A 14,314-nucleotide genomic window follows, 5' to 3' on the forward strand; every position below is an offset into this window, starting at 1 on the left:
CAAATAAGGTATAATAAAAAAACTTCTGCTTATTTCGTACAAAATTGAAATAAACAAAAGCTTTATTGCGATAAAAATCTTTTATTTCGGATTGAATAATTTTCAGATTGGCATTTATTATCTTAATAACCGCACGGGCAGCAGCGGCTGTTAAAAATTGTAACCCCTCCGAGCCTGCCCGGTAATTTCCCATGGGGGGGGGGGGGGGATATTATAATTATTTTTGCATTTATGTCAATAGTACTTTTTTCACTCATTATGGAGATATTTTACATTACTTTTAGAAAATATGCAAGAGTTAATCGGATACTTTTATACTTACGATAAATAAATTCATAATTATCTAATCTTATCGGCAGGATAATGCTATCCCAAAGGAGCAGGATACCCTACCCGCCTAAAACTGAATAAAGGTATCTTAAACTCCTTTAAGATATTTTTAAATAATCAGGCAAAAACGAACGTAAAAACGCCTCAATCAGTTAATCATTCCAAGCGAGCCGATACTTATCAAAACCTGTGCTAAAATATAAGTCAGCATTACAAAAAATCTTCCCTTTACAATAACGCCCATAAATTTCCGATAACACAGCATTGTATCCGAGATAACAAAAAGAATACCTCCGAAAGCCGCTAAAACAGTTGCCGCCGATGGAGATGAAATTGCTAAAATTATAAAAAGCCAGCTCATTATACAAAGAATAAAACTATAAAACATAATAATTTTTATCATTCCCTTTATAGCTTTTCTCATTCTTAAATATGCATAAATTAAACCTAAAATATAAACCGGGGCGACACATAAGCCTGCAATTAAAGGGAAGCCGCCGGCAAGTTTAATTGAAGCAAAGGTAATGTAACAAAGGTGAGCCGTTAAAAAAAACAGCATTCCCAAGGCAAATATCGCCTTTTCCAAATCGAAAATAAGTGTCCAATCTCCAAAAAAACTTAAAACAAGGGCTGCAAGTATTAAAACGTGTAAGACCGAAACTGCACCGGGATTAAAGCCTATAAATGCCGCAACAAATAAGAAAAGAGCGGGCATTAACATAAATTTACTTATATCCGCCTGCCCTTCTTTTTGCTGCCAACATCTTATAAGATGGATAATAGAAACTCCCGTAAATATTGCAAAAGCTGCAATACACCAACCGTTAAACATTTGACTATACATAAAGCCTCCTTAAAGTAGAAAGTGTTTTTACAACTAACTTTCTTCAAATTTAACTTAATAATATACCTAAATACGTAAAAAAGCAAGATATTTTAAAATTTAAGTTGACGATTACCCGTTTCTGTGCTATTCTGTAGTAAGTAAAAAAATAATTTACTTTACTAAAAGTAAATTTATCAATTTTTAATATGGAAGAATAAGATGCAAATTTTTGATACTCATGCTCATATCGGTTTAATATATCCTGACCCGCTTGAGCAATTACGTGTTGTACAGGAAGCCCGTCAGGGCGGTGTAACAAGAATTATAAGTATATGCAACAGTTTACACGACTTTACTCAAGTTTATGAAACTCTCAGGTTTTCTCCTTCGGTTTATCATGCCGTAGGCGTATCTCCGTCGGAAGTAACTTCCCCGGGTAAGGATTGGGAAAGAACCATAGAAGAAAGTTTAAAACTGCCCAATGTTGTAGCCTTAGGCGAAACGGGTCTTGATTATTGTAAAAAATACGGAGATAAACGTTCTCAAATAGAGCTTTTTATAAAACAGCTTGATATTGCCGCAAAAGCCGACGTCCCTGTAATTATTCATAACAGAGAAGCCGGAAAAGACTTACTTGATATTTTAAAAGAAAGACTTCCCAAGGCGGGCGGAGTTTTACATTGCTATTCCGAAGATGAAGTATATGCAAAAAAAGCCCTTAGATTACCGCTTTATTTTTCGTTTGCAGGCAATCTAACGTACCGTAATGCGCGTAATCTGCATGATACGGTTTTATCGCTCCCTTTGGACAGAATTGTAGTGGAATCCGAAAGTCCGTTTATGCCGCCTTCGGTTTTTCGCGGACAAAGAAATATGCCGTGCAATACCGTAGAAACCGTTAAATTTATGGCGGAAATGCTTGAAATGGATATAGAAAAACTTGCCGCACAACTTTGGAAAAACAGTTGTAAATTATTCCGCCTGCCGGAATAACCCGGGGATAATAAATGAGACAAACTCTTTATAAGCCCGTCCGAATAGGCGGGCTTTTTTTATCCGGAAATATATTTTTAGCTCCGGTTGCAGGCTATTCCGACAGACCCTTCCGCTCCATTTGTACGGAATGCGGAGCGGATTTTACATATACCGAAATGGTTTCCTCCGAAGCTCTTGTGCGGAATTCCGAAAAAACGGACGCTTTAATTGCCCGTGCCGAAAATGAAAAGGCCTATGCAGTCCAAATTTTCGGTTCAAATCCGGAATTTATGGCAAAAACCGCTGTAATTATTGCCGAAAAATATTCTCCCGAGTGTATCGATATAAATTCGGGCTGTCCTATGGCAAAAATTACAAAAACGGGAGCAGGCTCCGCATTGATGAACGATATTCCTCTTTTGTATAAAATCGTAAAAGCCGTAAGCAATGCTATGGAACCGTATAAGATACCTGTAACTCTTAAAATACGCTCAGGATTTACCTGCGAAAATTTAAACTGGAAAGAAGCCGCTCAAGCCGCCATTGAAGCGGGAGCAAAACTTCTTACTATTCACCCAAGAACACGTACTCAAGTTTATTCGGGCAAGGCCGATTGGAATCTGATTGCGAAACTTACACAGTTTGCCGCAGCATATAAAATCCCAGTGTTCGGGTCGGGTGATTTATTTTCTCCCGAAGACGCAAAAGCTATGCTCGAAACTACAGGTTGTGCCGGAGTTATGTTTGCAAGAGGTGCAATGGGAAACCCTTTTATTTTTACACAAACAAAAAAACTTTTAACTGAAGGCTCTTACACGGAAATTGCGTTTGAAGAAAAACTGAAAACCGGCTTTAAAGAGCTCCTGCTTTTATGTAATGAAAAGGGAGAAGAACGCGGTTGCCGCGAAATGCGTAAACGTTTTTCGGCTTATACAAAAGGAATTCCTAACGGTTCGCAGTTGCGCGAAAAACTGGTTACCGCAAACAGTATACGTGAATACAAGGAGATTTTACAATAGAAAATTTATCATTGTCTATAATAGTTTTTTATGTTATACTTTAATTATGGAACCCTTGCGCAAACTGCCCATAGGCATACAAAATTTTGAAGACCTCATAACAAGCGGCTATCTTTACGTTGATAAAACGGAATTTATCTGGAAGCTGGTAACCTTCGGTAAGCCCTATTTTTTAAGCCGGCCGCGCCGCTTCGGAAAAAGCCTCTTACTTTCAACAATGGAAGCCTATTTTTCAGGCAAAAAAGAATTGTTTACAGGGTTAAAAATTGCCGAATATGAAGCGTCCCAAAAAGAGCCTTGGCAGGAATATCCTGTCTTGCGTTTTGATTTCAGCTCAAAAGATTATTCAAGTGAAAAAGCGATTTTTGAAATTATTAACTCACACTTATCGGATTTTGAAAATACATTCGCTATTCCGAAAACAAATGAAGCCCCCGAAGACAGATTTAAATTTATAATATCCTCTCTTCATTCCAAAACCGGTAAAAAAGTAGTAGTGCTTGTAGACGAATATGATAAACCCCTTCTTTCCACACAGTATATAAATGCCGAATTAAACGAAAAATACCGAAATATTTTAAAAGGTTTTTACGGAGTGTTAAAGGCAAGCGACGGACATTTACGCTTTGTATTTTTAACGGGAGTAAGCCAGTTTTCGCGATTAAGTATTTTCAGCGATATGAACCAGTTTATCAACATAAGCACCGATGACGGTTTTGCGGAAATTTGCGGCATTACCGAAGAAGAACTGAAAAACACTTTTACCCCTGAAATAAAAAAACTCGCTGAAAAAAACAACCTAAAGTTTGATGAAGCAATGCTTGAGTTAAAAACTCATTATGACGGTTACAGATTTTCAAAAAACGGAAGACATTTATACAATCCTTTCAGTTTGTTAAGTTGTTTATCGGCGGAAGAAATTGAAAATTATTGGTACCAAACAGGAACCCCGACTTTTTTAATAAATCTTTTAAAGCAAGGGAATTTCGATATTCGAACCTTGGATAACACTGAAAGCGTTTCATTGGATTATTTACGGAACAGCGAGCCTAAACTTGAAAACCCTATACCGATTTTTATTTCAAGCGGGATATTTAACATTAAAAGAATACAATCCCCGCTTCCGCTCCTTTTCGCTTAAGTTTCCGAATGAAGAGGTAAAGTATGCGTTTTTAGAAAATCTTTTGCCCGAATATTTAAGTAAAAAAGCGGTGGGAGAATTTTTTGTAGGAAGGTTTGTAGAAGATATTGAAAGCGGTAATGTGGAAGAGTTTATGAGGCGTTTAACGGCCGTTATATCAGGGCTGCCTTACAGCTGTGCGGATAAAACGAATTCGGAAATGAGGGAAAGGGACTATCATATAGCCTTGTATCTTGTTTTTACGCTTATGGGGCAGTATACGCAAACGGAAGTGCACAGTTTAAAAGGAAGAGCTGACTGTATAGTGGAAACGGAGGAGAGCGTGTATGTATTTGAAATAAAACTTTTAGAAAAAGGAAGTGCGGAAGAGGCTTTGGAGCAAATAAAAGAAAGGGGTTACGGCGAAAAGTATAGGGCAAAAAATAAAAGTATAAAACTTATAGGTGTAGCCTTTGATGAAAAAAAAGAAAACTTAGGCGAATGGAAAATGGAATCAGCCTAAGTTTTCCGGCGCTTTTTTCCGTTTTATTTTCCGCTCATTACAAAAACACCTTTCCAGCCTGCCTTGGGAGGACTTACTTGGTAATGGGCAATTCTTTTTAAAAATACCTTAGACGGTGTATCATTATACTTTTCCTTACAGGTTAAAAAATATTTTTCCGCCGTTTTCCAATGTTTTTTACGGTAATAAGAAAGTCCCGTTTCAAAAAGCCGTTTTAAATCGTGCAGCTTTTCCGTAGTAAGTTCCGCCGATTGAAGAATCTCAAAAATACGCACGGGCTCCGTCTTTCCCTTTACCGTTACATAATCAAGCTCACGGCAAATAAAAGTATCATTCAAATTTTCGTATACGGCTTCCGAAATTATGGATTTTGAGCCGTACTCTTTGTTTGCACCTTCAAGACGCGAAGCAAGGTTTACAGTGTCTCCTATCGATGTAAAATCTTTTCGCGTTTTCGAGCCTATAGAACCGAATACTACGGGCCCTGAATTAATTCCTATACCTATCGAAATAAGAGGAGAGCCTTCCGTAAGCGACGCCTGCTGCTCTTTGCGGATTGCCTTACGTATTTCCATTGCAGCTTTACAGGCATTTATTTCTTTTTTCGGTCCTGAAAAAAATGCCATCATTGCATCTCCTACATATTTATCCACATCTCCGCCGTTATCGAAAATAATTTTCGTTTCTATATCCAAGTAACGGTTTAAAATAGGAATAACTTCTTTCGGAGGTAACGTTTCGCAAAGGTTTGTAAACCCGCGTATATCCGTAAACAAAAAACATAAATCACGCGTAGTACTTTGACGGTTTAAATGTTTTTCGGCATTTTGTAAAGTATGGAACGAAACATACGGTAATATTCCCCGTACAAGAGAAACTATGTTTTTTATTTCCACGGAAAGATTTTTTACTTCATCATGAGTGGCAACTTTTTCGTTAAAAATAAGTCTATCGGCTTCTATCTTTGCACTGCCTGAAAGCATTTCGCTGAGAATATTTGCAGTTTTTCTGACACTCCCGCAAAGAAAAATAACCGGGTCTGCAATAAAGTCTGCAAGAAACAGAGTAATTATTATTGAAGCATAAAAGAAAACCGCCGAAAGCGAACACACAAAAACTTTAGCTTGAAAATACGGTCGGTCCAGTATTTCCTGCAAGTATGTAACAACCGAAAACCCTACCAATCTTTGTCCGTCCTTCCGTGAAAATGTAACGGGATAAACATAAAGATACGTGCCTTTTTCCGCATTCCGTATAGGCTCGCTTTTAGTCTGTTCGTTTCGAAAATGCTCTATATAAAAAGCCGCATCTTCTGCGGTAATACGCTTTTCTTCGGCAGGAATTTCCCGAACCCTGCCCGCCGCAGTCGTGTAAGAAAATACATTAAAATCCGGCAACTCCGTAAAAGAATCTATATTTTCAAGAAAAAAATGCGTTTTACTGTTTGTAGTTATAATATCTACTCTATGCCACGGGAAAGGAGAAGATAGGTTGGTTTTTTTAATACCCTCAAGAAAGGCGCTTATCTTTGCATGCAGCCCGTCGGAAAAATCATAAATTGCCGCAACCTGCTCGGCAAGATTTTTGCCCGTATTATTTACCGTTTGTGTAAGAAGAGCTTTGTAATTTATTAAATCGGTATATATAAAAGTGGAAAGAATAACGGTTATAGTAAAAATAATAACAATTATAATTTTCGTTTTTATATGCGACTTTCTTTTAACGTTTTTAAATTTTTTCGTATATTTCTTTAATAAGATATCTATTTTTAAGGCTTTTTCCGTATCTTTATTTTTACCCTTTTCTTTATTTTTATTTTTTTCCGTTTTAAACCGCGCTATTGCTCTTTTTAGCAAATCCCGTTCTTTTTTTTCTTCTTCAAGCAAAATACTCTTATATTCCGAATGCAATTCATTCTTTGCTTTAATAAAAATTATCCCTCTGGCAATTAAAAAAATATGAAAAATAAGATTGATAAAAAATGCCGAATATACCCGTAAATCCAGAGCATAAAACCAACGCGGTGTGTTTGCAAACGAAACCATTCCCGAAACGGAGGCGGCAAGATAAAACGTAGCGCATACAAACGAAATAATATAAATAATTTTTCCGCTTATCTTTTTTTGAAAAATAGATACAAAAATTACAATAAATGCTACAGGTAAAAGAAAAAAAGAAAAACAGGTTATGTAAAAAAAGTTAATTTCTCCTTGCAATGTTCCCGAAAATAAAACCGTAAGAGGGTAAAGAAGAACGGAAGAATTTTCAGGGATAAATAAATCCATTTTATCCATACTGAAAGGAAGAAGCATAAGAGTCGCAAGAATTACAAGTAAAATTATTTTTGACGTATGAGGAAATAAGGTAATTCTTTTCCAGTTTTTTTTAATTTGTTCAAATACGGGTTTGGTCATTTTTTTATCCTATAAATAATTAAAATTTAAAACAAAGAGCCGGAATAGTAAGTAGCGGAATAATATTAAGTTTAAATCATTGTGAGTTTTCCGATTTTTATCTTTGTATCCGTTTCGATGAGCTTATTATATCATATAGTTAAAGAATTGTCAGCAGGAAGAGAAGCTCTAAAAGAATTTTCATTTTTACCGCATAGCAAAAACCGCCGGATTACATTTCCGGCGGTTAATTCAAGCTGAAATTTATTTTGCAAACCTTTCTCCGAAGGCCTTGCATTTTTCTTTTGCGGCATCATCCGGAGCATCGTATACGGTTAAGCCTTCTTCAAACAAGTCGGCACCCTTGCCCTTGGCTCTCTGCTGCCAAGTTTGCATCCATTCTCCGTCCGCCCATTCATACGAACCGAAAAGAGCGATTTTCTTTCCGCTTAATTTATCTTCAATCGATGAATAGAACGGCTCGAATTCATCCGGCTCAAGCTCTTCCGCGCCCATTGCAGGACAGCCTAAAGCAATTTTGTCATAATCGTCAATACTCTTTGACCCGAATTCCGAAACGGTAAATAATGAAGCGTCCGCTCCTCCGGCTTTTAAGCCTTCCATAATAGATTCAGCCATAGCCTGGGTGTTTCCCGTTCCGCTCCAATAAATAACAGCAATTTTTGCCATAAAAACCTCCTAATAGGTAAATTTTTAAAGTTAAGCACTCAACAAATCGTAGAGACTTAAACCTTTTTCTATCTGCAAAGCAAAATGCTTTTTGCATTCATTATATTGATTAAAAATTTTTGCGGCTCTTTCCGCATCGGCATATACCTTCCAATACCCTGAAAAAATACAGCCTTCTCCGCCGTTTTTATAATACTCCATAACATCGTAAACCGGATATCCTAAGAATAATCCTATTTCATGCGGAAACGATTTACGCTTTTTACACGGTTCAAGCCGCTGCAAGCGGTTCATTTTAAGAGCGAGTATTTCCAGCAATTGTTTTAAAGAAAAATATTCGGGATAACCGAAAAATTTAAGAGCATTTTTAATATCGCTTTGAAGAAAAATTTGCTCTAAAGCGTATTTATTATACAAAAAAATTTGAACACGTTTTTCACATTCACACAAAACTTTTAAATAAAATCCTTTAGCATTTAAAAACTCTTCATCAAGCAAAGAAATCTGAGTATAGGTTTCCGCAGGAACGGAAACAAGGTTTGCCGGTTTTACTCCGGCAAAACAGGGAGCACAGCAATACGCTAAATTTTCCTCTATGTTAGAAACGGCGAACATAAACATATTTAACCATATTTTACAAATTATGTCAACTATTGAAAACACTTTTTTTATAACATAAAAAATCTTATCAGTCCGTTACATAAAAGATTGTTTTTCATATTATTCATTACAGACGCCTGCGGCAAGGTATACGAGTACCTAAAAAATAACCGCAAATGCCCGATTTGCGGCTCGGAGGAGGCTGCTTTAGTTACGGGCAGAGAATTTCAAATTAAAGAAATTCTTTTATTTGAAGATGAAGAAAACAATGAAGAAAATTAAAAATAAAAAGGAATGAAATTATGTTTACATTTCACGGAACAAGTCCATTATTGATGTGGACCGTATGGCTATGCGTCTTTGCCGCATTATTCGGCTTAAACGAAATTACGCGCAGGTTTAAAAAAATAGGGTTTGCCTCTTTCTTTTTTCTGCCGATAATTTTAACGGTTCTTTGGTTTACGATATTAAAAGGTCAGTCATATACCGACTGGTTCCACCTTGCCAAAGTTTATTCGGCGACTGCAGGCTGTATCGGATTTTGGCTTATCCGTCATTTAAAGGGAAAACGGAAAGACGGCTCGGAATGGAGGCTTAGCGAAAATAAGATAGCTTTGTGCTTTCCGCCTTTGATTTTAGCAATCAATATTTTAGAAGCCTGCTTCCGCGATATCGAAGTCGGTATGACTTACAAGGTAATTACGGAGTTGGTAGAACACGGCACAACGAATACCGTTTTTAAACTTATGGGCGGTTCTTGGAATTTTATGAATGCCGCTGCGGGATTTTTAAATATCATCACAATAACGGGCTGGCTGGGTATTTGTTTACGGAAAGAAACTCCATGCGACAAAAGTAAGGATATGCTTTGGCCTGATATGCTATGGTTTTGGATTGTAGCTTATGACTTATGGAATTTTGCTTATACATATAACTGCTTGCCGCATCATGCGTGGTATTGCGGATTTGCCTTACTTTTAGCTCCGACAATTTGCTCTTTTACCATAGGAAAGGGGGCATGGCTTCAACACAGAGCTCATACTTTGGCAATATGGTGTATGTTCGCTCAAACTTTCCCGGCATTTCAAGACAACAGTATGTTTAGAGCGGACTCCACATATAAACCCGAAATTTACTTTGCGGTAAGCCTTGTTGCCCTAATTGCAAACATTGCGGTTTTCGGCTATATGCTTTATAAAATTATAAAAACAAAGAAAAACCCGTATACCGGCGAGCTTTACTGCGATTCGGCAAAATATAAAGAAGTAAAGGCTTTAGCCGCTTTAACTTAAATTAAGAGAAGCTCAAAAAGCATCTATCCCGTAAGATAGATGCTTTTTTATTCTCTATGCCGGCCCCTTGAAAAAAGGTTTTGATACCGGCTGAAGCCGAGCCGTGCATTTTCCCGAACTTTGCACAAATACCCTCGGTAAATTCGAAGATTAATACAGAATTAAGCAAATTTAAAAAATAAGCTCTTATTTAAAGCCTATAAAAATATTCAGTTTTTTTGGGTTTTATAATGTACGTAATGTTTATAAAAAATATATACTTTTTCAAATAAAAATACAAATATAATAATTCCGCAGCTATATTCCGCCGTCATCAAAATATTTTCCAAAATTTCCGATGCGGGAATAAAAAACTGCAAAAGTTTAACCGCATATAAAATCATAGTTGCGGCAATAGTAATCTTACCCCCGTAAGTAGACTTTACTTCCATAGGAAATCTTAAAAGCATAAAAAAAGCCATACCCAGGGATTGAAACATTAACCGTATAATAATTAAATAAAAAAACCAGCGCGGCAGTAATCCGAGCTGAAAATACACTATCGAAACAAGGCCTAAAAGAGAATAGTCGCTCATAGAATCAAGCATTTTACCTATTCCCGTTTCCTGATTCATTTTACGGGCAATTAACCCGTCAAATAAATCCGTAAAAAAAATAATAATCAATACGACCGATAAAACCGTTAATACTCCCGGTATTTGATGATGTTTTAATAAAAATGCAATCAGCGGAACGGAGCTTATCCGGCAAAGCGTTATAAGATTGGCTATGTTTATTTTTTCGGAGGAAATTTGATTATTGATATTTGCAAATTCCGATTTATGTAATACCAAAAAAAGCAATAAAATCCCGTGCCACAAACTTATGTGAATTAAAAAATTACTGAAAACCTCACTGTCCGTGTTAAAGGCCTTATAAACGGCAAAAATAGCCGAACATTGAAAAAGCCAAAAAAATAAAACCGCTTTCCCTATTTTTCTTTCCATACTATATAAAATTAATCAACCTTTTTTTCCATAATTATTTTTTCTTTCTTATAGTGTATCAATGCAAAAAATAGCGAGCCTGCCAAAATTAAGCCCAAAAGAATAAACAACGCAACGCCTCCTCTGGCCAAAACCGCTATCGTAACAAAAACGCTTATTATAGTTTGAAAAAGCATAAATACGGCCAAGGCCTTACGGGAAGAAAACCCCATAAGCATTAATTTATGATGAATATGATACTTATCTCCGTCGCCTATAGGTCGTTTTTCACGTACCCGCCTCCAAATTGCCGCAACCGTATCAAAAATAGGCAGCATTAAAAACATTGCCGCAAAATGAATTGAAATTGTTTCGATTTTGTCTTTTTGATGCAATAACGGTAAAACTGCAACCGTAAATCCTAAAAACTGCGAGCCGCAATCCCCCATAAAAATTTTTGCATTCGGAATAGCTAAATTAAAAAATAAAAAACCTATTAAAGCAAAAACCAAAAGAAAATTCATATACACGATGGCATTATTTACCCCTATGATACAAAAAATAACCGAGTAACTTATAAGAAGCGATATACTGAGACCTGCAGCCTGCCCGTCTATTCCGTCCATAAGATTCATTGCATTGGTAATTCCTATTATCCACAAAAAGGTAAGAATATAACCTATATAACCTAAATTGATATGAATATCCAGCGGTGCAAAACTTATTTTAGTAAAGCGGAAACCGGCATATAAGACCAAAAAGGCTGCGATACTTTGAATAAAAAGCTTAAAAGCGGGCTTGGAATTTTTTATATCGTCCAAAATACCCATTAAAAAAATGATTGTAGATGCAAAGGGTATATAAATAAAATTGGATTGTAAAAGTCTGAAATGAGGAAACCTGAAGTGAAGAATAATAAAAGAAATCAAAAAAGCAAGTGTAAACCCTATTCCTCCCAGCCGTGAAATCTTTCCGGAGTGTATTTTCCTTCCGCCCGTTTCATCGTACAGATTATGCTTTTTTGAAAACCGTATTATTGAACACACAAGAGCCGCCGATATCCCGCACGGTAAAAGCATAATATAGAAAATAAACTGAATAAGGTTTAAGCGCATTCAAATCTCCGATTAAGTACAGTATTATATCTTAATTATAACAAATTATCAAGCCGATAATTACAGCCGAAATGCTGTATACAGTAATTTTTTTCCAATTTCTTAAATTTCTTTATCTATTGAAAATTTACATAAAATGATATATAATACGAACGGGTGGTTTAAATAAAGTCAGATGGAAGCATTGGTTGAAGAAGCTGCAACATACGAAAAATGCCTCGAAAAAATACAAGAAAAATACGGTCCTAATGTTATTATCTCGCGAATAGAAAACGGTAAAGCCGGCGGTTTACGCGGCTGGCTCGGAAAAAATTCGGTGCGGCTTGTATTTACCATTCAAAATAAACCCTTTGTTCCTAAAGCCGCCAAAGAGGACAAAGAAGAAGATTCTCATCAAAAAACTCCCGACACATACGTTAAACATACACCCTCCTTTGTTCCGCCCGATGAAAAAACCGCAAGAATGGTTATTTTGCAGCATGCAGCTTCTCAATCGGGAGAAATTGCAAAAAAAATAACACCGTTTATAAAACGGGAAGAAAATCAAAAAGAATCGGATTTTTTATTACAAAATGATGATTTGCGCCGCCTCACCGAAACCGTAAAAAAACTTACGGAACAAATAAATGAAAAACGGGGATTTTCTTCAGAGCATGAAAATATAAAAAAAATAACTCAAATTCTTGAAGAAAATGATTTTACAAACGGATATATTTATTCCTTATGCGAAAAAATAAACAATGAGTTGAGTTTAAACGAGCTGGACGACTTTGAAGTATTGCAAAAAAAAGTTATAGGTTGGATTGCGGACTCCATACTTATAAAACAGGAAAGTGAAATTGTCAAGGGTAAGGTAATTTCGCTTGTAGGCCCTACCGGTATAGGAAAAACTACAACACTTGCAAAACTTGCAGCCTATCATGTGCTGGCCGTTTCAAAAAAATTGGGAAGATTTCTTGAAGTTCGGGTTATTACCTTAGACCAATACAGAATAGGCGCTTCGTTTCAAATACAAAAATATTGCGAGCATATGAAAATTCCTCTTGCAATTGCCGACAGTCCCGGAGATTTAAACAAGTATTTGAGCTTGTATAAAAACTCCGCAGATGTCATATGCATAGATACTACAGGAAGAAGCCCTACCGATACCGAAAATATTTTAAAAATGCAAAGCTATTTTGAAGTAATAGACAAAGAAAACGCCGAAACCCATTTAATCGTAAGCGCAGTAACAAAAACTGCCGATATACGGGAAATAATGAAACAATACGGCGGCTTTAAATATTCAAGTTTAATAATTACCAAACTCGATGAAACTTCAAATACGGGCAGTATTATAAGTATTTTATCGGAATATAATATTCCGGCAGCTTATATAACTACAGGTCAAAAAGTACCCAACGATATCGAAAGAGCTTCGAAAGCCGTTTTTTTAAAAAAACTGAAAGGCTTTAATCTTAAAAACGGATATCAAAACTATATTAAAGAAAATTTTAATGATGAGATTCCTATTTTGTGGAAATAGATAAACGGAGGTAAAATGGAAGACCAAGCGGAAAATTTAAAAACTTTAATGAAAGAACGTACATCGCAGCCGAGCGGTACCAATCAGGAACAAATACCTCCCCCGAGGAAGACGCGTATTATAGCCGTAACCAGCGGAAAAGGCGGTGTAGGAAAAACCAATATTGCAACTAATATGGGTATAGCTTATGCAAAAATGGGTAAAAAAGTCATAGTAGTGGACGCCGATTTGGGGCTTGCAAATGTAAACGTAATGATGAATATAATTCCGAAATTCAATCTTTATCATGTAATAAAAAAACAAAAACGAATGTCGGATATTATTATGGATACCGATTACGGAGTTAAACTTGTAGCGGGAGCCTCAGGTTTTTCAAAAATTGCCAATATGGAAGAAACCGAACGCGAAGATTTTATAAAAGAAATGTATGCCTTAGCCGAGGCCGATATAGTAATTATCGATACAAGCGCCGGGGTTTCAAAAAATGTATTGGGGTTCGTAGCCGCAGCCGATGAAGTAGTTATAGTAACCACTTCGGAGCCCACGGCAATAACGGACGCCTACGGCATAATAAAAATAATTGCTACGGAAGTTAATAATTACAATCTTACTTTAAAAATGATTGTAAACAGGGTAAATTCGGCTCTGGAAGGAAAAAAAATCGCCGAACGGCTTATTCAAATTGCCGGACAATTTCTTAATTTAAAGGTCGAATATCTAGGATTTATATACAACGACCCTGCCGTGGAGCAAGCCGTTTTAAAACAAAAACCGTTTTTTATATATGCCCCTAAAAGCAAGGCGGCAAGCTGTTTGCGGCATATAGTTGCAAAACTTGAAAAAACAGACTATAATGAATATTCGGGATTATCGGGATTTTTACAAAAAATCTTCGGAAAAAAGTGGGAGTAAACAAACTGTTTAAAGTATTGACTATATGA

Annotated in this window: 14 protein-coding genes; 8 read left to right on the forward strand and 6 right to left on the reverse strand. The window is 36.3% G+C overall.

Annotated elements, in window-relative coordinates; all coding sequences use genetic code 11:
* Positions 1-478: 478 nt before the first annotated feature.
* On the reverse strand, positions 479-1,174 hold the full coding sequence (locus DYQ05_RS02625) for a lysoplasmalogenase family protein (protein WP_024469086.1): 696 nt from the start codon (positions 1,172-1,174) through the stop codon (positions 479-481).
* Between the two features lie 201 nt (positions 1,175-1,375).
* Between DYQ05_RS02625 and DYQ05_RS02630 the strand changes: the two genes are divergently transcribed.
* The 4 genes from DYQ05_RS02630 to DYQ05_RS14445 are packed head-to-tail and all read left to right on the forward strand — an operon-like array spanning position 1,376 to position 4,793.
* On the forward strand, positions 1,376-2,149 hold the full coding sequence (locus tag DYQ05_RS02630; protein ID WP_024468198.1) for a TatD family hydrolase: 774 nt from the start codon (positions 1,376-1,378) through the stop codon (positions 2,147-2,149).
* 14 nt (positions 2,150-2,163) lie between these two features.
* Complete coding sequence (dusB, locus tag DYQ05_RS02635; protein ID WP_206183784.1) at positions 2,164-3,150, forward strand: tRNA dihydrouridine synthase DusB; 987 nt, start codon at positions 2,164-2,166, stop codon at positions 3,148-3,150.
* A 46-nt stretch (positions 3,151-3,196) separates the two neighbouring features.
* Positions 3,197-4,291, forward strand: coding sequence for an ATP-binding protein (locus DYQ05_RS02640; RefSeq protein WP_353934586.1), 1,095 nt, complete (start codon positions 3,197-3,199; stop codon positions 4,289-4,291).
* 43 nt (positions 4,292-4,334) lie between these two features.
* Entirely contained in the window at positions 4,335-4,793 is a 459-nt protein-coding gene (locus DYQ05_RS14445) for a PD-(D/E)XK nuclease domain-containing protein (RefSeq protein WP_353934587.1), read from the forward strand.
* Between the two features lie 23 nt (positions 4,794-4,816).
* On the opposite strand, the gene DYQ05_RS02645 is transcribed toward DYQ05_RS14445, so the two are convergent.
* From DYQ05_RS02645 to DYQ05_RS02655, 3 genes are all read right to left on the reverse strand, one after another.
* Entirely contained in the window at positions 4,817-7,207 is a 2,391-nt protein-coding gene (locus DYQ05_RS02645) for an adenylate/guanylate cyclase domain-containing protein (protein ID WP_206183785.1), read from the reverse strand.
* A gap of 243 nt (positions 7,208-7,450) precedes the next feature.
* On the reverse strand, positions 7,451-7,876 hold the full coding sequence (locus tag DYQ05_RS02650) for a flavodoxin (RefSeq protein ID WP_020964359.1): 426 nt from the start codon (positions 7,874-7,876) through the stop codon (positions 7,451-7,453).
* Between the two features lie 30 nt (positions 7,877-7,906).
* Positions 7,907-8,491, reverse strand: a complete 585-nt coding sequence (locus DYQ05_RS02655; protein ID WP_024467564.1) for a DUF3793 family protein — start codon at positions 8,489-8,491, stop codon at positions 7,907-7,909.
* Positions 8,492-8,584: 93 nt separating this feature from the next.
* Between DYQ05_RS02655 and DYQ05_RS02660 the strand changes: the two genes are divergently transcribed.
* Both DYQ05_RS02660 and DYQ05_RS02665 read left to right on the forward strand, forming a co-directional pair.
* A complete protein-coding gene (locus DYQ05_RS02660; RefSeq protein WP_206183786.1) occupies positions 8,585-8,758 on the forward strand; it encodes a hypothetical protein in 174 nt (57 codons plus the stop codon).
* A gap of 20 nt (positions 8,759-8,778) precedes the next feature.
* The gene (locus DYQ05_RS02665) at positions 8,779-9,768 is read left to right on the forward strand and encodes a DUF5692 family protein (RefSeq protein WP_206183787.1); all 990 of its coding nucleotides are present in this window, start codon (positions 8,779-8,781) and stop codon (positions 9,766-9,768) included.
* A gap of 209 nt (positions 9,769-9,977) precedes the next feature.
* On the opposite strand, the gene DYQ05_RS02670 is transcribed toward DYQ05_RS02665, so the two are convergent.
* Positions 9,978-10,754 (reverse strand): CDP-alcohol phosphatidyltransferase family protein, encoded by a 777-nt coding sequence (locus DYQ05_RS02670; RefSeq protein ID WP_020964363.1) that lies wholly within the window; start codon positions 10,752-10,754, stop codon positions 9,978-9,980.
* 11 nt (positions 10,755-10,765) lie between these two features.
* Entirely contained in the window at positions 10,766-11,848 is a 1,083-nt protein-coding gene (locus DYQ05_RS02675) for an MraY family glycosyltransferase (protein ID WP_029409993.1), read from the reverse strand.
* Positions 11,849-12,023: 175 nt separating this feature from the next.
* Here DYQ05_RS02675 and flhF point away from each other — a divergent pair, with 175 nt between their 5' ends.
* Together flhF and DYQ05_RS02685 are read left to right on the forward strand one after the other, a co-directional pair.
* The gene (flhF, locus tag DYQ05_RS02680; protein ID WP_029409994.1) at positions 12,024-13,373 is read left to right on the forward strand and encodes a flagellar biosynthesis GTPase FlhF; all 1,350 of its coding nucleotides are present in this window, start codon (positions 12,024-12,026) and stop codon (positions 13,371-13,373) included.
* 15 nt (positions 13,374-13,388) lie between these two features.
* Complete coding sequence (locus DYQ05_RS02685) at positions 13,389-14,285, forward strand: MinD/ParA family protein (RefSeq protein WP_020964366.1); 897 nt, start codon at positions 13,389-13,391, stop codon at positions 14,283-14,285.
* Positions 14,286-14,314: the final 29 nt, after the last annotated feature.

The organism is Treponema pedis (assembly GCF_017161325.1).
Lineage (GTDB): Bacteria > Spirochaetota > Spirochaetia > Treponematales > Treponemataceae > Treponema_B > Treponema_B pedis.